Origin of the sequence: Mycobacterium sp. 48b (assembly GCF_048282725.1) — a bacterium.
Taxonomy (GTDB): Bacteria; Actinomycetota; Actinomycetes; order Mycobacteriales; family Mycobacteriaceae; genus Mycobacterium.
On record NZ_JBLVUL010000001.1, the window covers coordinates 2159975 to 2176245 of the forward strand.

Genomic DNA, 16271 nt, shown 5'->3' on the forward strand with positions numbered 1-16271 from the left:
GGTCCAAAACGATCGCCGACGCTCTCGAATGGGCAGACCGGTTCGTACTCAAGGGCCTTGAGGCGTACGTAGATGACAACGGCGTGGGCAAGGATGACATTGAGTTGATCGCCACCGAAGTGTTCCCTCGCGACACTTTCAGGAGCCCTCGCGAGACTGTCGCGAGCTTGTCTGAAGCCATTGACCGCATCCATCGGGCCGGTCTGATTGCCCGATACGAGGCCGACGGCGAGAAATTGCTCTATGTCGACAAGTGGAAAGACCTCCAACGCATCGACCGACCGTCTAAAGGGCGTTACCCCAGGCCAGACGGCACTTTCGAGTATGCCGACGTGGTTGATCGCGAGTCTTACAGAAACCCTCGCAGCACACTCGCGAGCCCTCGCGACACACTCGCGACTGGAACAGGGGAACAGGGGAACAGGGGAACAGCAAAAGAGAGAGAGAACGCGCGCCCGCGCGGCACGCTGGCCCTCATCCCCGACGACTGGGAACCAAACCTCACCCACCGCGCCAAAGCCAAAACCCTCGGCATCAAAGACATCAACGCAGCAGCCGAAGCGTTCCGCAACCATGCCCTATCCGAAGCGCGCCAATCAGCCAACTGGGACGCCGCATTCGCATCCTGGCTCGCATCACCAAAAACCCGAGCCGCTGAGCGCGACCAAGCCGCCGTCAACGGACACCGCCCCGCCACCAGCGACCTCCGTGCAGCCCAAGCCCAAGCACTCAAAGACAACCCGCCGAACCGATCGGAGCTGACATGAATCGCAACGACGTCATCGACGTCCTCACTGCAATCGCGGCCGCCGACCGACGCACCATCGGCCAAGCCGACGTCGAAATCTGGCAAGCCGTCATCGGAGAACTGCCCGTCGGCGTCGCACTCGAAGCCGTACGCGACCACCTGCGTCACCAGCCCGACACGTGGATACAACCGGGCCACGTGTATCAGCGGGCACGGAAAATCCTTGCCGAACGCGCACAGAACGCGCTACCAACCCCCGAATACCAAGCGCTGTGCGACTCGAAGGCCGCCCCCGATGAAGACCCCGCGGTCACCGCGCAGCGCCGGCAGGCCATCGCCGCATTCGCAGAAGCCCGTGAGCATTTCGGCCAGCCCCGAACCGATCCACAACGCGCTGCCGATCTGGTCGCCCGCCAGCGTGCCGCAGCACCCCCGGCCCCGATGGACGCCGACCATGCCTGACCGCTACGGAGAGTCCGACGACCCGGTGGTTGATTTCGATTCTCGGCGCCGCGCCCGTGAAACCGCAGCCGCGACCGAACGTGCCCGGCAGCAGCGCGAACGTCTCACAGGCAGCCGTACCGTGCACGCGCCCCTGAGTTGCGACCAGTCCAACGCCGCCCGTGCGCACCGAAACGCAGTCACCGACCGGGCCGAGAAGCGTCGCAACGAAATACGCATCGCCAACTGCAGCCTGTGTGACAGCGAGGGCTACACGCCGAGCTTCACCGTCTGCGACCACATCGACCACCGGCCTGCCGCGGTCCGCGGGATGGCTGCAGTGCGCGCCGCGATGGGATGGGGCGCCAAGAAATGAGCCACGCACGACCGCCCCACGTCCACGGAGACGCGTCAGAACCGGCCCCCGCGTGTGACCGGACCCCGGATGCCAATCGGTGCGTTAGATGCGGAACCAGGACCGATCGAAGATCCAGGGACTTATGTGGGCACTGTTATCGATTCGCCCATCGCGGTTGGGACTCGTTGAAAGCCGACACCATGCCACCCTGCCCCCGCTGCGGTCAGCCGCTCTCGCCCGGCCAATGGATCGACCACAACGGAGCACACCTCACCTGCCACTGGACCGCTCAATGAAGCTCGCTGACATTCACCACACCCAAGCCACCTTCATCCACCAAAGCCCCACATGCCCACAGTGCTACAGGCCACGCACCGAATGCGGAGGTAATCACCGATGAACGTAGGTCAGTTACGCGCAGCCCTCGCCAACCTCCCCGACCACCTACCCGTCGTCATCGAACAAGAAGACCTCGAACTCGTCGGCACCTACGTCGAACTCATGAGCATCAAGCGCCGCGATGACCTGATCTACCGCCGATCACAACGCCTTCTCACTCGACGGCAGTCGACCGTACGACCGCCCCGACTGGGGTTACAACGACACCACCCCAACCGAACCAGCAGTCATCATCGGCTGCTTTGCGCCGCAACTGCCAACGATCGACGCCGAAGTTGCACAGCCTGAGCTTGGAAGCGGGGACCAGCAGTGAGCCAACCCAGCCAACGCCGCCAGTTCGCGATCGACGCAGCCGACGCCCGATACATCTTCACGGCCCTACCCGTCATCGACCCCAACGTGGACGGATACCTCCTGAGCTTCACCGACGTCCAAGACTTCCGACGCATCCCGCGACCCCAACCCGAAACTGGAGACTGCGAACACGGGAGGACCAAGTGACTACCTGCCAGGTATGCAACATCACCCTGCCGACCGCCGCCACAAGCGAGCTCTGCGACGACTGCCAAGACGGCATCACCCACATCCCGCAACACACATCTGAAAGGCTCATGCGCGTCGTCCACAACGGGCTCATCTCGAAACGAAACGGCGGACTGGAGGAAATGACCCATGGCTGAATGCGCCCGCTGCGAACGCAAATGCGACCTGTTCCTGTGCTCCACCTGCATCGGCAACCTGCGGGCCAAGCTGCGCGACCTCCCCTGGTACCTCGACCGGCTCATCGAAACCACCATCGGACAAGTCCGCATGAGCGACAACGGTCGACGCTCAAAACGCCGCGACGTACTCCACGGTGACGACACCCTCGCAGCACACATCGAAACCTTCCCTCGCGACAGCGACAAACCACCCACAGGTAAAGATCTCGCCGCCCGCGAACGCCGCGCACTCCATCACGCCCTCGCCGCCGGCCGAGTCAACGGACGAGCCTCCGACGAACTGCAGAAAATCCACAACACGTTGGCCTGGTGGATCAAAGACCTGTGCGAGCAACGCGGCATCGACATTCCGACCCTCAACACCACCGTGGCCATGGTCCGCTGGCTGGAACGGCATTGCTCACACATCGCACACCAGGACGACGGCCTCGACTTCATCAACGAGATCGACGACGTGCAGAAGTCCATTGAGCGCGTCATCAACCGTCCCGTAGCGCCCATGATCATCGGACCGTGCGTCACCGACCCCGCCCCCGACGAACTACTGTCGCAGCGCGCCCAGAAGGGTGATGGCACCACCCGCTGCAACTTCGCACTCCACGTCGGCAAGAAAGCCAACAAAGTCACCTGCCCGCAATGCGACGAAACCCACGACGTGTCAGATGTACTGACCCGCAACCTCGCCGAACTCGATGACGTTCTGGTCACCGTCCGGGATCTCGTCGACTGGGTGCTGCCCCGCCTCGATGAGCCGGTACCGCAACGCACCATCGAACGCTGGATCGTCAAGGGCTGGGTACCCGTACGCGGCCAGGACGCCAGCGGCGCCAACATGGTCACCATCGGCGATGTACGCAGGGCGCGGGCATCCAGGCCCCGACACGGCAAGGCCGGTTGAGATGACGCAACGCCGCATTATCAGCAACCAGCAAAGGATGTGAGACATGACCGAAGTCGAGTGGGCCAACCTGAGCATCCCCCTCGTGGTCTTGGCGCTCTACCTGTGCATCTGGACTCACGAGGCCATCTGGCGGCGTCGGGAGCGCCGAAAGAATCACACCGAGGAAAGAGACTGATGTGACAATCGCATTCGAGATCCACCAGGACGACGGCACCGGGAACTGCACCACCTGCCAGGCCCCGTACCCCACGCAATGCCGGGTGGAGACCAAAGCCGTCTACGTTGCCGAGGTGTGCCATGACTGAGCTGGCCTGCGGACGGCACCCCGACACCGATTGCCCGTTCTGGGAGTGCTGCGCCTGGGGCCAGCGCAGCACTGTCGACATTCCCACCGTGACACCAGAATCGACCCTATGACCAACCCCATCAATCGGGCGCTGACCGCCTTCGATGAGTTCATCGCCGCCTGGCTCGGACCCGCCGCCCAACGCTACGTGTTCGCCAGTGGCAACACCCACGCCGACCGAGTGCGTGAAGCCATCCGCAAGGTAGCCAAGGCTGACGAGGACGACCGTCGCATCGGCTACGGGGCGTTCTCCAAAACGCCGAACATCAAGCGGGAGAGCGTCTACGACTACGAGCTGGTCAGCGCCGTGTTCGATGACCTCGCCCAGGCGCAGAACGCTCACGAGTACGTCACCAAGCAGCGTGGCGGGGAGTTCGTCATCTGCGAGATTCAGGAGATCCGGGAATGACCGCACAGGAGTGGGTTATCTACCGTCTCAGCCGCATCGCGTGTCGGCTCGGTTACCACACCTTGACCTGCCGGGGCCGCGTTGATCATGACCCCTACGCGGGCCGTTGGACCGATAAGTGGTGACCCTGAGCAAATCGGCAGTTGACGTAAGGCGGATCTATCGGCGTGACACGGCGCGTTCAGTAGCAACCGGACATGCCGATATGGCAAAATGGCGCTCAACGTTCCACTGGCAGACCTATGTCCAAGGATCGGATTCACACCGCGATTCGCCAACCCCGCCGCAGAGATATCGGGCTCACACGGCGGGGTTTTCGCATGTCGGGAGGTGCTTATGTCCACCTTCACCCCACCGCGGACGCTCCCACAACGCATCACCGATGCTCTCGCAGCCCTACGCACACTCCGCGAACAAGGCACCCCCAGCGACGTCAAGAAAGCCGCAAACGTCCTCGACAGCCTGCTTGACCGCTACCCGCGCCGCTCCACAGCCCAGGAGTAACCCCCATGAACACTCGACGCTGGATCGCAGGACGCCTGATCCGATTGGCACACAAGGTGTACCCGCCCCGCGTGACCGTCGTGAACCGCATCCACTGCGGCAACGCGGGCGAAGCCGCACGGATCGCCGGACTAGAGATCGGCCGACGACTGAACGAGCAGATAATGCAGCGCGCCTCTAACTTCTCGTGATGTTCCCGCACTGATCAACAGTCAGCACATGCCGCTTCTCCCCGCCATCCAGGGAAATGATCAGCCAGATCGGCAACCACAACCCGCACAGCAACACACTCACCAACAGGTGCAGGATGTGGTTGACCTTCTGTCCCGTCACCACCACCGCGCTGTACGGCGTAACCGACTCGACCCGGCCACGAGACACCGCGACCTCATGAGACAAAGCGTTCTGCAGGTTCTGCCGGCGAACGTCATCCGACACCAACACAGTCGACACGATCACCGGAGCCTTGGCTGGTGCAAGGTTGATACGAGCAGCCATCCCCACAGCGCCGATCAACGTGCACATCGCGACGAACGCGAAGAACGAAGCGTCGAACACCATCGCCAGGATGAACGCCACCACCGTCACACCGGCCAACACGATCGGCACAAGGTAACGCTGCACCACATCATCAGCACTGCCCGTAGTCATAAACGCACAGCGTACGACCAGCCAAGGACAGATGTAACGGTGATGGAAGAAGTCGCCACATGAGCCGCAACACCACCACCCGCGACGAACACCGCCGCATCATCGCCGAAGGGTTAGACCCAAGCCCCTTCGGTTGGCATCCGCCCTGCTATCACTGCGCCGAACCGATCGACTACGAAGCGCACCACCGCAACCCACTGGCCTTCCAGATCGACCACCTGCACCCCATCGACAAGGGCGGCCCGGACACCATCGACAACATTGTTCCGGCACATCGCAAGTGCAACCGGGCCAAGTCCAACAAAGTCGGGTATCGGGCCGGCGTCACCTTCGTCACCGAACGGTGCTGGTGGACAACACCCACGCCAAACAACTGAATATCCTGCAAGCAACCTCGGCTTGATCACCGAGGCTAGAAAACCCCCGTATCTCCAGGTGCGGGGGTTTTCGCATTCCTGGAGATGCAAATGCCTGACCACACCTGTCAGAACTGTGGGATCGTGTGGCACCGTCCACCAACCCGCGGTCAAGTACCCAAGTGGTGCCCCGACTGTCGGACCTGGCCGAACGGCGGCCGAGTTCAGCCGGGAGTGTGCGCGTCGTGCGGCACGAAAACTGCAGACAGGCGCTGCATCCGATGCAAGCCCTGCGAGGAGCGGCGCCGTCAGCCCAACTTTGTGCTGAAGCAGTGCACCTGGTGCTACGCGACACATCTCGGGTCTGGAAAGTTCTGCGGAACCGATTGCCGATCAGCAGCCGCTGATCACCAAGCGCGGAAGATGCGCGGCCCTCTACGGACGGCGATTGAAGACGCGGACTACGCGTCACTCCTGCGCGAGATCGAAGCTCGGTGCACGGTGATGCCAGGCGGATGCTGGAACTGGAACGGCTGCAAGCAGGGGGCTGCTAAAGGCGGCGGCCCGTATCCCATCTATCAAAGATGGCAAGTTCATCGCCTTGCATTGGAAGCCAAGCTCGGCGCATCACTTGGAACTCAGACGGCCCACCATATGTGCGCCAACTCGCTGTGTGTCAACCCTGACCACCTGCAGCAGGTGACATCAAGGGAGAATGTCGCAGAGATGCTGGCGCGCAACGACTATGTTCGCCGGATCGTGGCGCTAGAGAAGGCGCTCGCCGCCGAACGGCCAGGGCATCAACTCCTCGCGGAAGCGCCGCTCGCAGGCGTACTCCGAAGTGCCTGACCGGTGAAAACGTGGAGTGGCGACATGTCTCAAGCCGCTGACCTGCGGAAATACCCAGGGGGCAAACCCCCTCGACTGACCTGGACCGCCGCTCAGGGCATAGGCGCTTACTCCCCCCGACGATTTTTTTCTTGCCGCTTAGGAGGTGATCAGCATGGGTCGACGGCTCACGGTGGTCACGCCTGGCGAGTCTGCGCCGCCGGCTAAGCCGAAGTCGCTCTCAGAAGCGGTCGAGTCGGGCGACTATCGAGAGATTCTGTTGGCTCAGCGTCGGGAGATCGTCACATCGCTGCCGAATGAGAAGGGGCCAGCGAAGGCGGCTCTCCATCGGCAGTTGTCGTTGATCTCGAAGGAGATCGAGAGTCTGGCGATAGCCGCGGCTATGGATGGTTCTGTCGTCGCGGATGTTCCGGATGAAGCCTGGGACGGGACCGGGTACTAGCCGGCCCAGCGCTCAGCGGCGTCGGCGGGCTACGAATCCGCGCCGGCTGTCGGAGTGCGCGCGGCATGTCATCCCGCCCTCGGGGATCGCATCAACGGCGTGGCCGCAGGCTCGGGAGACCTGCCGACGCCTAGGCTGGGAGTTTGACGGCTGGCAGGACGATGCCGGCAAGCTGATCCTCGCGAAGCGCGCCGACGGCGAGTATGCCGCGGACACGATCGTCATTTCGATTCCGCGCCAGGTCGGCAAGACGTACCTGATCGGCTGCATCATCTTCGCGCTGTGTTTGCAGACTCCGGGCCTGAAAGTCATTTGGACTGCGCAGGTGAAAGATACGGCGCTGGAGACGTTTGACCAGTTCTACACGATGGCCAAGCGTCCGAAGGTGGATCCGCATATTGCCGCAACCCCTAGGGGTAAGGGCGATGAGGCGATCATCTTCAAGAACGGGTCGTCCATTGAATTCGGCGCCCGGGATTCGGGTTTCGGTCGCGGTCGAACCGACGTCGACGTGATTGTGTTCGACGAGGGTCAGCACCTATCGAATGAGGCGCTGGAGAACATGGGTGCCGCGCAGAATGTTGCGCAGAATCCGCTGTGCTTCGTGATGGGAACGCCACCCCGGCCGAAGGACAAGGGCGAGTTCTTCACCCTGCTACGGCAAGAGGCGTTGGATGGCGACTCTGAGGGCACGTTGTACATCGAGATGTCTGCTGATCGTGGCGAAGATCCGATGGATCGGGACCAGTGGCGAAAGGCCAACCCGAGCTTCCCGTTCCGAACGAGCGAACGGGCGATGCTGCGGTTGCGGAAGAAGCTTCGCAATGAGGATTCGTGGCGGCGTGAAGCGCTGGGCATTTGGGATGCGGTGTCGAAGCATCAGGCGATCGTTACGGCTTCGGTGTGGCGGGACCTGATCGACATTGGTCCGAGTGACGATGTGCGCCCGAACGCGCTAGGTGTGGATATGTCTCATGGTCTGGCTATTTCGGTGGCGGGGTGCTGGATTGAAGGCGAATCGGCTCACGTCGAAGAGGCGTGGGCCGGCTCGGACGTCGCCGCGGCGATTGAGTGGATCGCAATGGCCGCTGGACGTCGAACTGATGTGGTGATCGATGACGTGTCACCAGCTGCGCAGATGATTCCCGAGTTGAAGGCACGTGGCTGCAAAGTCCGCCGTGGATCTGCCCGGGATATGGCCAAGGGGTGCATGTTGTTCGCGACCCGGGTGAATTCAGACGCTCTTACGCATGGTGGCCAGGATTCGGTCACTTCCGCGGTGCTAGGTGGCCGAAAGCGGGCCATTGCCGGTGAGACGGGTGCCTGGGCGTGGGATCGCAAAGACTCCACGGTGGTCATCCACCAGGCGGTGGCCGCGACTCTCGCACTGTTCGGTGCGACGGAAAACCACAACCCGAACAAGGGTCAACGACGAGTGCGGAAGGCGGTGGTGGGATGACTACGGCTATCGCACTGCCGTCGCTGAAGCTCTCGGAGTCCGAGCGAGATTCGGCTGCACTACTTAGGGCTCAACTGCAGCGGGTCGCGCTGAAGAACAAGTTCAAGTCTGACTTGTACGAGGGCAAGCACACTGCTGAGGACCTCGGGATCTCAGCGCCGGCTGGGCTGCCTGGGCTTATTGAGGCTGTGATCGGCTGGCCGGGAACAGTAGTGGACGTTCTGGAGGAGCGGCTCGAGTTCCAGGGCTGGACCGGTGCCGACGATCTGAACCTGCGGGACGTGATGGTCGACAACGATCTCGCAGTGGAGTCCGGCCGCGGCCATCTGGACGCCTTCACTTACGGGTGCGGGTTTGTCAGTGTCGGCCGCGGCAAAGGGGACGAACCAGCTGTCCTGGTGACGGTGGAGTCGACTGAATCGTGCACGGTGGAGTGGGATTACCGGCTGCGGCGGGCGAAGTCGGCACTGTCGCAGACCAGGGACCGGCAGGGTGTTCCGATCATGGAGACGCTGTATCTGCCGAATGAGACGATCCGGTTCGAGCGGACCCGTGGCGAGCTCGTGATTGTTGATCGTGACCCGCACAAGCTTGGTCGGGTTCCGGTGGCTCGGATGTTGAACCGTGAGCGTGCTTCTGATGTGCATGGACGTTCGGAGATCACCCGGGCGGTGGTGTATCTGACCAATGCGGCGATCCGCACCTTGACGGGCATGGAGATCAACCGGGAGTTCTACACCACCCCGAAGTGGACGGCGTTGAATACCGATCCTGCGGTGTTTGGGATGAGTGAGGACAACTCGCCGGAGGAAAACCGCAAGGCTGGTTGGACTTCCACCTCGGGTCGGTTGAACGCGATTCCACCGCAGGTGGATGACGACGGCAATATTGTTGAGCCGAAGTTGCATGAGTTCCGGCCAGCGCCACCAACCCCGTATATCGACCAGGTGCGTGCGTATTCAATGCTGTTGGCCGCCGAGTGTGGGTTCCCGTCGTCGTATCTGGGTTTCGTGACGGAGAATCCTCCGTCTGCGGATTCGATTCGTCAGCAGGAGTACCGGCTGGTGAAGCGGGCGGAACGGCGCCAGACCAGTTTCGGGTTGGCGTGGCGCGAAGTCGCTTACCTGTCGATGTTGTTCCGGGACGGATCGGTGGATCCTGATGTGTTCCGTCAGATCGGCGTGAAGTGGCGTGACGCTTCCACTCCAACACGGGCGGCATCGGCTGATGAGGCTGCGAAACTGATTGGCTCTGAAGTGCTGCCCCCCGATTCGTCGGTGACCTACGACCGGATCGGCTTGTCTCAGCAGGAACAGCAGCAGTTGGAGCGCGATCGCGCAAAGGCTTCTGGCGGCAAGGTAATCGACCGGCTCCGGTCTCTCCGTAACGTGAACTCGGACGTCAATGGCAACGGCGACGGAACTTCGCAGCCTAGTTCAAACGCTCTCTGACGCGGCGGGCAGCGATCTTTCGCTGCTGTGGGCGCAGATCTTCACCCCGGATCTTCGGGCGGAACGCGACAGTCTGCCTGATGTGGGCGGGTCGTATGAGGTGTGGATCCGTCCATTGCTGGCAGGACTGCAGGACGCGCTGATGGATGTGATGCCCGCCCTGGTGGGCGAATACAGTGATGCGGCGGCAGTCGTTTCAGCTGATTGGTACGACGAGTACAGAGACGGGCAAGGTGTCGGCGGGTCGTTCCGGGCCGTTGTCCCGGTGTCACAAGATCTTGGAGCGGAAGCCTTGGCGGGCTGGGGGTCGAGCCTCATCGCCCCAGAGACTGCAGACTGGGATGCTGCGTTAACTCGGCTCACTGGTGGTCTTCAGCGGCGCATCTCGGATTCGAGCCGCGCCACGATCACCGGCGCCACACACGCCGACCCACAGGCGCGTGGATGGCAGCGCAAAGCTCGACCGGATGGTTGCGGCTTCTGTCAGATGCTTGCCGGCCGCGCCACGCTGTATCGCAGCCAAGGAACAGCTGACTTTGGGGCGCATGACCATTGCCATTGCGTCGCCGTCCCAGCGTTCGGCGGACAGCCACTTCCTGTGCGGGCGTACACGCCGACGTCTCGAAACATCACCGAAGCTGACCGCGCCCGAACTCGGGCGTGGATCAAGGCGAACCTCTAGACCCCCGGAAGGCGCGAGGCCGACCGGTTTACCTCTGCGACGGAGGAAGAATGACCGCACCAATCACCCCGGAAGCTCCACAGGGAGACCCCACACCAGAGGGAGACCCGAACCCCACCCCCGACGAACCGTTAGGCGAGGGCGGAAAGAGAGCTCTGGATGCGGAGCGCGAAGCCCGCAAGACTGCCGAAGCTCAAGCCAAGGAACTGCAAAAACAGCTCGACGCGGCGAAGAAGGACGGCCTGCCTGAATGGCAGCAGCAGATCAACGACCTCAAGGCGCAGATCGACAGCGAGCGCGAAGCCCGCGAAGCCGCCGAGAAAGCTGTGAAAGACGCCGCGACCACACAACTTCGCGTCGACCTCGCCGCAGTTGAGGGGATTCCAGCGGTGCTGGCGAAGAAATTCACCGGCACAACCGAGGAAGAGATCAAGGCTGAGATCGCCGAACTGCTTCCACATCTCGGTACGCCGGGGCCCCGACCAAACCCGCAACAAGGAAATCCGTCGCAAGCGCGCGGCGGATCCCTGGCGGCCGGCCGTGAACGGTATGCGGCAGCACACCCCAAGTAACCCCCGCAGGTGGGCCACCTGCACATCGCTCTTGAAAGGAGAGTGACACCATGACTCAGCTCGGTATTCGTAGCGAGTCTGTCGGTGCAGGTGACCAGTCCTGGCTTGGCTCACGGCATGGCACCGATACCGCGCGTTCGGCAACGCTGGACCCCACCGCATGGTCAGGCAAGACCAGCAACGGCGTGATCAAGTCGGGGGAGCCGTTCGCGCTCGCTTCCGGCCTGGCCGTGCCCTACGCCTCGGGCGCCTCCGATGGCACTGAGGTCATCTACGGCTTCATCCTGACCGACACCCCCGTCGTCAGTGGCGCCGGCAACGTGACGTTCCCCGCCCTGCGGCGCGGCTCTGTCATTCTGTCCAAACTGCCATCCACGGTCGCCGCCACCGCGAAGACCTCCGGCAACTTCACTTGGGAGGCCTGATCATGGCACTCTGGACTGACCTCATCACTCCCGCTGAGTTGACCGGGTTCGCCCGCGCTGCAGTGGAGGACGTGGAGCGGCAGAAGGCCACTCTGGCGCGTTGGCTGCCGAACTACTCGGTGCCCGACGTCGTGGTCCGAACCATCGTCGCAGCGGACGGCAACGGCGCCCTGGCGCAGTACCGGGCGTTCGACGCTGAGACCCCGATCGGGTCCGGCGGCTCGGGTACCCGCAAGGTCTTCGAACTTCTGCCCCTGGGCCTCAAGGAACGGGTGTCGGAGTACGACCAGCTGCGGGCACGCGGCAACGACGCCCAGGCCATGGTCCTGGGTGGCGTCGAGAAGGCCGCCCAGCGAGTCGCCAACGCGGTCGTTGACCGCCTGGAGGTCGCGCGCGGTCAGGCCATCGACTCGGGCGCCCTGACCATCAACGAGAACGGTGTGGTGCAGACCATGTCGTTCGGCCGCCCCGGCGGAAACACGGTCACCGCATCGGTGCTGTGGAACGCCGGCTCGGGCACCCCGAAGCCGATCGACGATCTGATCGCCTGGTGCGACGTGTTCGCCGCCGGCAACCAGGGTGCGATGCCCGGTGCGATCGTCACGTCCCGCAAGGTCGTCGCTGCCCTGCAGCGGTCGGCTGACATTCGCTCGCTGGCCGCCACGATGGCGGGAACCCCGGCGATCGTGTCGGTCGATGCGTTGAACGCCATCCTCGCCGGGTACGGCCTGCCTCCGATCTATGTGTACGACCGCAAGATCCGGGGCACCGCTGTTCTGAACGTGAACAAGGTGTACCTGCTTCCTGCCCCGGTCGATCCGAACGGGCAGTCGGAGTTGGGTGCCACGTTCTACGGCGAAACCCTGGAGGCCGGGGAACCGGAGTACGGGATCGGCGCGTCGGACCAGCCTGGCCTGGTTGTGGGCGCCTGGAAGACCAAGGATCCCATCGCGGTGTGGGTCCATTCCAACGCCATCGCCCTCCCGGTGCTGGTGAATCCCGTCGCCTCGATGGTTGCCACGGTCGTCTCCTGATGAAGATCCGTGACGACCTGGAAGGGGTTGTCTACGTACACACCGCTGGTGGCGGTGTCGCTTGCCTGAAGGCCGGCGACACCGTCCCAGACGGTGCGGAGGTGGGCGATCACCTGACCGAGAAGGATTCCGATGGTGCTGGCGTCAAGCGCGGACGTCGTAGCGCGCCTCGGCCGTCCACTGACGACTGACGAGACAGCCCGGGTGACCGGGCTTCTCGAAGAGGCGTCGGTGATGGCTGAAGGCTGGCTTCAGTGCGTGCCGGATCCGGTTCCTGATGCGGTGAAGATCGTCGTGTCACGCATGGTGGCACGCGTTCTCACCACCGGACCAGATGCCGGCGGCCCAGATCCTGGGGTGTCTCAGATCCAGGCCACCATGGGCATCTTCGGGGTTACCCGAGGATTCTCGCCAGACGCCACGTCCGGTGGCGTGTGGTTGACCAGGCAGGACAAGTCGATGCTGCGACCATACGGCTGCCGTGGCCGCGCAGGGAACGTTGGCACGTCCAAGTGGTGAGCCTCGCGCGGTACTTCCCGCTGCCGTTCACCTGTCAGCATGAGGCGTATACGCCTGGGGTTGAGGATGATCACGGCAATACGGTTCCGGGCTGGCTAGATCCAGTTCCGGTTGCGTGCGTGTGGTGGTCGCCCAATGCCGATACAGCGTCAACTGAACCACTGTCTGGTCCTACTGGCGGTGATCGCGTGGCCGCGGATGTGGTTCTTGTCGTGGATTCGGCTGTGACTGTGGGCCATCGGGATCGGTTCACAATCGCGGATCTGCTCGATTCGGTCGGCAATCCGGTGCGGCTTGAGGTGATTGGGTTACCGAAGGACTTCAATCACGGGCCATTCGGGTTCTCACCTGATCGCCTTGTGGTCGAGCTGAAGGCGGTGTTCTGATGCGAATCCAGTGGAACGAAGCCGGGTTCGATGCTCTCCTGACGGGAGCCCACGCTCAGGGGTTGGTGGATGATGCGGCCAACGATTTGGCAGAACGCGCTAACGCGGTCCCGTCGACCACTGATCCCGTGGCGACGGAGCCGTACTACGAGGTTCAGGACGGATCCGACAACAAGCGTGCCCGCCGCCGGGTGCGTGCCGTGGGGGCTCGCGCGATGCGGCATGAGGCTAAGACGAACGCTCTACAGAAGGCGTTGGGCGGTGCCTGATCTCGTCGTGTTCCCGGATGTGGACACCATCGCTCGGAAGATCCTGCTGCAGGGATTGGCTGAGCGTGGACTGTCGGGGATCAAGGTTGGCACCAAGATTCCGTCACCAATGCCGGCGCAGTTCATCCGATTGGTGGTCTTGCCGGGGCGTGAGACGTGCCGCCGTGTCCAGTGGTGCCAGGTCAATGCCTACGTGTATGACGATGCGCAGCATGAGGTTCGCTGTGCGCAGACTGCCCAGTTGGTGGCCGCGATCCTGCGCGCCGCACCCGATGCGGTGATCGACGGCAAAGACGTACCAGTCACTGAGCCGTGCGAGCTTCACGGACCTTTCCCGTCGATTGATCCGGACGTTCCGAACCTTCCGGTCCGCCAGGCCAACTTGGTATGGACGATCCAGTCGACTGTCGTACCCTGACAGTAGAATCGAGGGGTGGCGAAGCCGATACCGCATGGAACCGCAAGCGGATACGTCTACCACAAGTGCCGATGCGAGATTTGCAAGTCGGCAGAATCTGAACGCAAGAAGCGCTGGCGCGAAGCAAACCCCGACCACCGCCGGAAATCCTGGGAAGCGAACAAGGCCAGGGACTCCGAGAAGAACCGTCTCTGGCGGGAAGCAAACCCCGACTATCGCCGACGTCACTACGAGGCCAACAAGGAGAAGGCGGCCGAAGATGTGCGGCGTTGGCGGGAAGCGAACCCCGACAAAATCGCCGATCTCCGCACTCGCGGAAACCATCGGCGGCGGGCGCTCCACCGTGAGGCGTTCATCGAAGATGTGCCACGGTTGGAAATCTTCGAGCGCGATGACTGGCAGTGCCAAGTCGCAGGGTGTCTCTATCCGGGAGTGCCAGCCAGCCTTGATGTTGACTGGCCAAATCCGTTATTCGCCAGCCTTGATCACGTCATTCCGTTGGCGTGCGGCGGCACACATGAACGGTCGAACTTGGTGACAGCGCACCTGCGGTGCAACCTCACCAAGGGTGCTCGCGAGAGCATCGCCTAACCCCACAGAGTTCCACCAAGCCAAGGTTTCCACCCCCTCGCCAACCGGCGTTGGGGGTTTTCGTCGTGCCCCGACTTGGGGTGCACAACCCCTATTAGGAGGGAACTGACATGGCTCACACCAACGTCAGAAACACCCAGGTCGCACGCGCTGGACTCGCGGGCGGCATCTTCCGCTATCCGCTCGGCACCGTTCTACCGACCGATGCAACCTCCGTGCGGCCGACCATCGCTGGATGGAACCCGCGGCTCGGTGGCTGCGACGAAACCGGCTTCACCGTCTCATCCAAGCGCGACAAAGACAACAAGCGCGATTGGAATGGCGATAAAGTTCGTTCGATCCAGACCGGTAAGGATGACACCGGCAAGTTCGTTCTGATCGAGCCGAAGTCGCCTCAGGCGAAGGCGATGCTGTACGGCGACGCCAACGTGACTGTGGTTCCGGCGACAGCCTCGCATGGCACTCAGATCACTGCGCAGTCCACCAGTGACGTGTTGCCGCACCACTCCTATGTGGTGGACACGATTGACGGTGACGACAAGATCCGTACCTGCATCGCGGATGCTCAGGTGTCGGAGACCGGTGACATCATTTTCCAGTCGAAGGACTGGACCGTGTATGAGATCACCCTCGAAATGTTCCCGGACTCGCAGGGCCGGACGTGGGTGGAGTACACCGAGCTCAATGACATTTTGGTGCCGTCTGAGTGGGATGTGGCGATATCCGGTTCGGCTGGCACGGTCATCTACACGGTGACGCGGGATTCGGTGTCTGAGTCGACCACGGCTCTGGCGTACAACGTGGCCACGACCGCACTGAAGACCGCGATCGAGGGTCTGCCGAACGTCGGCGCCGGCAACGCCACCGTCACCGGCACGGCGGGCACCAGCTACGACATCACGTTGGCCAACGGTGGCGTGCTGTCCGCGGTCGGTTCCGGCGGCGCCACCGCGGCGGTCACCCCGGCCTAGTCGGTAGGTGGCCGCGCTTCGGCGCGGCCACCACTCGGCTGGTAACGACGCACTAACCCCAATACCAAGAGCCCGACAGCAACAGCGCCGGCCCCGTACATCAGGTTCTGGTCTTCATTCTCAGCTCGGCAGTTCTGCTCGGTGTACTGGTTCTTCTGAGCCGCATCGCAGCCGTATTGGCCGTCGTGGCGATCGTTGTTCCACATCGCCAAATAGACGGCGAACGCAAACGCCAGAGCCGATAACACCAGGGCGATTGATCCCTTAGCCATTCCGCGAATGTACATCCACCTGGGGTTGTTGCGCGCAAATTCTCCCACCAGAGCCGTATACCTTGGCGCGGCTCTGGTGGGCCAAGGTCCAGCCAA

28 protein-coding genes are annotated in these 16271 nt (G+C 62.7%); 26 read left to right on the top strand and 2 right to left on the bottom strand.

Annotated features, from left to right (window positions below; translation table 11 throughout):
* Positions 1 to 83 precede the first annotated feature (83 nt).
* The 10 genes from ACNQR1_RS10440 (at position 84) to ACNQR1_RS10485 (ending at position 5019) form a co-directional block, all read left to right on the top strand.
* Entirely contained in the window at positions 84 to 767 is a 684-nt protein-coding gene (locus ACNQR1_RS10440) for a hypothetical protein (RefSeq protein ID WP_418045830.1), read from the top strand.
* Positions 764 to 1210 carry a hypothetical protein gene (locus ACNQR1_RS10445; RefSeq protein ID WP_418045832.1) on the top strand — a complete coding sequence of 149 codons (447 nt, stop codon included), beginning with the start codon at positions 764 to 766 and terminating at the stop codon, positions 1208 to 1210. Before ACNQR1_RS10440 ends, ACNQR1_RS10445 begins: the two co-directional genes overlap by 4 nt.
* A complete protein-coding gene (locus ACNQR1_RS10450; RefSeq protein WP_418045834.1) occupies positions 1203 to 1565 on the top strand; it encodes a hypothetical protein in 363 nt (120 codons plus the stop codon). Before ACNQR1_RS10445 ends, ACNQR1_RS10450 begins: the two co-directional genes overlap by 8 nt.
* A gap of 690 nt (positions 1566 to 2255) precedes the next feature.
* A complete protein-coding gene (locus ACNQR1_RS10455; RefSeq protein ID WP_418045836.1) occupies positions 2256 to 2447 on the top strand; it encodes a hypothetical protein in 192 nt (63 codons plus the stop codon).
* 171 nt (positions 2448 to 2618) lie between these two features.
* On the top strand, positions 2619 to 3566 hold the full coding sequence (locus ACNQR1_RS10460; RefSeq protein ID WP_418045838.1) for a hypothetical protein: 948 nt from the start codon (positions 2619 to 2621) through the stop codon (positions 3564 to 3566).
* Positions 3567 to 3612: 46 nt separating this feature from the next.
* Positions 3613 to 3744 (top strand): hypothetical protein, encoded by a 132-nt coding sequence (locus ACNQR1_RS10465; RefSeq protein ID WP_267887996.1) that lies wholly within the window; start codon positions 3613 to 3615, stop codon positions 3742 to 3744.
* Position 3745: 1 nt separating this feature from the next.
* The gene (locus ACNQR1_RS10470) at positions 3746 to 3874 is read left to right on the top strand and encodes a hypothetical protein (RefSeq protein WP_418045840.1); all 129 of its coding nucleotides are present in this window, start codon (positions 3746 to 3748) and stop codon (positions 3872 to 3874) included.
* 108 nt (positions 3875 to 3982) lie between these two features.
* On the top strand, positions 3983 to 4324 hold the full coding sequence (locus ACNQR1_RS10475) for a hypothetical protein (RefSeq protein WP_418045842.1): 342 nt from the start codon (positions 3983 to 3985) through the stop codon (positions 4322 to 4324).
* 336 nt (positions 4325 to 4660) lie between these two features.
* Positions 4661 to 4828: a hypothetical protein gene (locus tag ACNQR1_RS10480; protein ID WP_418045844.1), complete on the top strand. Its 168-nt coding sequence runs from the start codon at positions 4661 to 4663 to the stop codon at positions 4826 to 4828.
* Between the two features lie 5 nt (positions 4829 to 4833).
* Positions 4834 to 5019 (top strand): hypothetical protein, encoded by a 186-nt coding sequence (locus tag ACNQR1_RS10485; protein ID WP_418045845.1) that lies wholly within the window; start codon positions 4834 to 4836, stop codon positions 5017 to 5019.
* Here ACNQR1_RS10485 and ACNQR1_RS10490 read toward each other — a convergent pair.
* Positions 5006 to 5479 carry a hypothetical protein gene (locus ACNQR1_RS10490; protein WP_418045847.1) on the bottom strand — a complete coding sequence of 158 codons (474 nt, stop codon included), beginning with the start codon at positions 5477 to 5479 and terminating at the stop codon, positions 5006 to 5008. The genes ACNQR1_RS10485 and ACNQR1_RS10490 overlap by 14 nt on opposite strands.
* Positions 5480 to 5538: 59 nt before the next feature.
* Here ACNQR1_RS10490 and ACNQR1_RS10495 point away from each other — a divergent pair, with 59 nt between their 5' ends.
* The 16 genes from ACNQR1_RS10495 (at position 5539) to ACNQR1_RS10570 (ending at position 15903) form a co-directional block, all read left to right on the top strand.
* On the top strand, positions 5539 to 5856 hold the full coding sequence (locus ACNQR1_RS10495; RefSeq protein ID WP_418045849.1) for an HNH endonuclease: 318 nt from the start codon (positions 5539 to 5541) through the stop codon (positions 5854 to 5856).
* 402 nt (positions 5857 to 6258) lie between these two features.
* On the top strand, positions 6259 to 6684 hold the full coding sequence (locus ACNQR1_RS10500; protein WP_418045851.1) for an HNH endonuclease: 426 nt from the start codon (positions 6259 to 6261) through the stop codon (positions 6682 to 6684).
* A 154-nt stretch (positions 6685 to 6838) separates the two neighbouring features.
* The gene (locus ACNQR1_RS10505; protein WP_418045853.1) at positions 6839 to 7126 is read left to right on the top strand and encodes a hypothetical protein; all 288 of its coding nucleotides are present in this window, start codon (positions 6839 to 6841) and stop codon (positions 7124 to 7126) included.
* Entirely contained in the window at positions 7089 to 8585 is a 1497-nt protein-coding gene (locus ACNQR1_RS10510) for a terminase large subunit domain-containing protein (RefSeq protein WP_418045855.1), read from the top strand. The genes ACNQR1_RS10505 and ACNQR1_RS10510 overlap by 38 nt, the downstream gene beginning before the upstream one ends.
* On the top strand, positions 8582 to 10036 hold the full coding sequence (locus tag ACNQR1_RS10515) for a phage portal protein (RefSeq protein WP_418045857.1): 1455 nt from the start codon (positions 8582 to 8584) through the stop codon (positions 10034 to 10036). Before ACNQR1_RS10510 ends, ACNQR1_RS10515 begins: the two co-directional genes overlap by 4 nt.
* The gene (locus ACNQR1_RS10520) at positions 9990 to 10718 is read left to right on the top strand and encodes a hypothetical protein (RefSeq protein ID WP_418045859.1); all 729 of its coding nucleotides are present in this window, start codon (positions 9990 to 9992) and stop codon (positions 10716 to 10718) included. The genes ACNQR1_RS10515 and ACNQR1_RS10520 overlap by 47 nt, the downstream gene beginning before the upstream one ends.
* 50 nt (positions 10719 to 10768) lie before the next feature.
* On the top strand, positions 10769 to 11290 hold the full coding sequence (locus tag ACNQR1_RS10525; protein ID WP_418045861.1) for a hypothetical protein: 522 nt from the start codon (positions 10769 to 10771) through the stop codon (positions 11288 to 11290).
* Between the two features lie 50 nt (positions 11291 to 11340).
* Positions 11341 to 11715: a hypothetical protein gene (locus tag ACNQR1_RS10530; RefSeq protein ID WP_064869532.1), complete on the top strand. Its 375-nt coding sequence runs from the start codon at positions 11341 to 11343 to the stop codon at positions 11713 to 11715.
* A 2-nt stretch (positions 11716 to 11717) separates the two neighbouring features.
* The gene (locus tag ACNQR1_RS10535; protein WP_064869534.1) at positions 11718 to 12749 is read left to right on the top strand and encodes a major capsid protein; all 1032 of its coding nucleotides are present in this window, start codon (positions 11718 to 11720) and stop codon (positions 12747 to 12749) included.
* Complete coding sequence (locus ACNQR1_RS10540) at positions 12749 to 12940, top strand: hypothetical protein (protein ID WP_396921673.1); 192 nt, start codon at positions 12749 to 12751, stop codon at positions 12938 to 12940. Before ACNQR1_RS10535 ends, ACNQR1_RS10540 begins: the two co-directional genes overlap by 1 nt.
* A 13-nt stretch (positions 12941 to 12953) precedes the next feature.
* Entirely contained in the window at positions 12954 to 13268 is a 315-nt protein-coding gene (locus ACNQR1_RS10545; protein ID WP_418045864.1) for a hypothetical protein, read from the top strand.
* A gap of 188 nt (positions 13269 to 13456) precedes the next feature.
* The gene (locus ACNQR1_RS10550; protein WP_234790421.1) at positions 13457 to 13654 is read left to right on the top strand and encodes a hypothetical protein; all 198 of its coding nucleotides are present in this window, start codon (positions 13457 to 13459) and stop codon (positions 13652 to 13654) included.
* The gene (locus ACNQR1_RS10555) at positions 13654 to 13923 is read left to right on the top strand and encodes a hypothetical protein (RefSeq protein WP_064869538.1); all 270 of its coding nucleotides are present in this window, start codon (positions 13654 to 13656) and stop codon (positions 13921 to 13923) included. Before ACNQR1_RS10550 ends, ACNQR1_RS10555 begins: the two co-directional genes overlap by 1 nt.
* A complete protein-coding gene (locus ACNQR1_RS10560) occupies positions 13916 to 14341 on the top strand; it encodes a hypothetical protein (protein ID WP_418045866.1) in 426 nt (141 codons plus the stop codon). The genes ACNQR1_RS10555 and ACNQR1_RS10560 overlap by 8 nt, the downstream gene beginning before the upstream one ends.
* 15 nt (positions 14342 to 14356) lie before the next feature.
* Positions 14357 to 14932 carry an HNH endonuclease gene (locus ACNQR1_RS10565; RefSeq protein WP_418020015.1) on the top strand — a complete coding sequence of 192 codons (576 nt, stop codon included), beginning with the start codon at positions 14357 to 14359 and terminating at the stop codon, positions 14930 to 14932.
* Between the two features lie 110 nt (positions 14933 to 15042).
* Positions 15043 to 15903 (top strand): hypothetical protein, encoded by an 861-nt coding sequence (locus ACNQR1_RS10570; RefSeq protein ID WP_418045868.1) that lies wholly within the window; start codon positions 15043 to 15045, stop codon positions 15901 to 15903.
* Here the strand turns inward: ACNQR1_RS10570 and ACNQR1_RS10575 are convergent.
* Positions 15900 to 16175, bottom strand: a complete 276-nt coding sequence (locus tag ACNQR1_RS10575) for a hypothetical protein (RefSeq protein ID WP_418045870.1) — start codon at positions 16173 to 16175, stop codon at positions 15900 to 15902. The genes ACNQR1_RS10570 and ACNQR1_RS10575 overlap by 4 nt on opposite strands.
* Between the last annotated feature and the right edge of the window lie 96 nt (positions 16176 to 16271).

Coding starts and splice junctions, on each gene's coding strand:
- ACNQR1_RS10445 (WP_418045832.1), top strand. CDS start 764: ATGAATCGCAACGACGTCATCGACGTCCTCACTGCAATCGCGGCCGCC.
- ACNQR1_RS10450 (WP_418045834.1), top strand. CDS start 1,203: ATGCCTGACCGCTACGGAGAGTCCGACGACCCGGTGGTTGATTTCGAT.
- ACNQR1_RS10460 (WP_418045838.1), top strand. CDS start 2,619: ATGGCTGAATGCGCCCGCTGCGAACGCAAATGCGACCTGTTCCTGTGC.
- ACNQR1_RS10465 (WP_267887996.1), top strand. CDS start 3,613: ATGACCGAAGTCGAGTGGGCCAACCTGAGCATCCCCCTCGTGGTCTTG.
- ACNQR1_RS10475 (WP_418045842.1), top strand. CDS start 3,983: ATGACCAACCCCATCAATCGGGCGCTGACCGCCTTCGATGAGTTCATC.
- ACNQR1_RS10480 (WP_418045844.1), top strand. CDS start 4,661: ATGTCCACCTTCACCCCACCGCGGACGCTCCCACAACGCATCACCGAT.
- ACNQR1_RS10485 (WP_418045845.1), top strand. CDS start 4,834: ATGAACACTCGACGCTGGATCGCAGGACGCCTGATCCGATTGGCACAC.
- ACNQR1_RS10490 (WP_418045847.1), bottom strand. CDS start 5,479: ATGACTACGGGCAGTGCTGATGATGTGGTGCAGCGTTACCTTGTGCCG.
- ACNQR1_RS10495 (WP_418045849.1), top strand. CDS start 5,539: ATGAGCCGCAACACCACCACCCGCGACGAACACCGCCGCATCATCGCC.
- ACNQR1_RS10500 (WP_418045851.1), top strand. CDS start 6,259: ATGCGCGGCCCTCTACGGACGGCGATTGAAGACGCGGACTACGCGTCA.
- ACNQR1_RS10505 (WP_418045853.1), top strand. CDS start 6,839: ATGGGTCGACGGCTCACGGTGGTCACGCCTGGCGAGTCTGCGCCGCCG.
- ACNQR1_RS10510 (WP_418045855.1), top strand. CDS start 7,089: ATGTTCCGGATGAAGCCTGGGACGGGACCGGGTACTAGCCGGCCCAGC.
- ACNQR1_RS10515 (WP_418045857.1), top strand. CDS start 8,582: ATGACTACGGCTATCGCACTGCCGTCGCTGAAGCTCTCGGAGTCCGAG.
- ACNQR1_RS10520 (WP_418045859.1), top strand. CDS start 9,990: ATGGCAACGGCGACGGAACTTCGCAGCCTAGTTCAAACGCTCTCTGAC.
- ACNQR1_RS10525 (WP_418045861.1), top strand. CDS start 10,769: ATGACCGCACCAATCACCCCGGAAGCTCCACAGGGAGACCCCACACCA.
- ACNQR1_RS10530 (WP_064869532.1), top strand. CDS start 11,341: ATGACTCAGCTCGGTATTCGTAGCGAGTCTGTCGGTGCAGGTGACCAG.
- ACNQR1_RS10535 (WP_064869534.1), top strand. CDS start 11,718: ATGGCACTCTGGACTGACCTCATCACTCCCGCTGAGTTGACCGGGTTC.
- ACNQR1_RS10540 (WP_396921673.1), top strand. CDS start 12,749: ATGAAGATCCGTGACGACCTGGAAGGGGTTGTCTACGTACACACCGCT.
- ACNQR1_RS10555 (WP_064869538.1), top strand. CDS start 13,654: ATGCGAATCCAGTGGAACGAAGCCGGGTTCGATGCTCTCCTGACGGGA.
- ACNQR1_RS10570 (WP_418045868.1), top strand. CDS start 15,043: ATGGCTCACACCAACGTCAGAAACACCCAGGTCGCACGCGCTGGACTC.
- ACNQR1_RS10575 (WP_418045870.1), bottom strand. CDS start 16,175: ATGGCTAAGGGATCAATCGCCCTGGTGTTATCGGCTCTGGCGTTTGCG.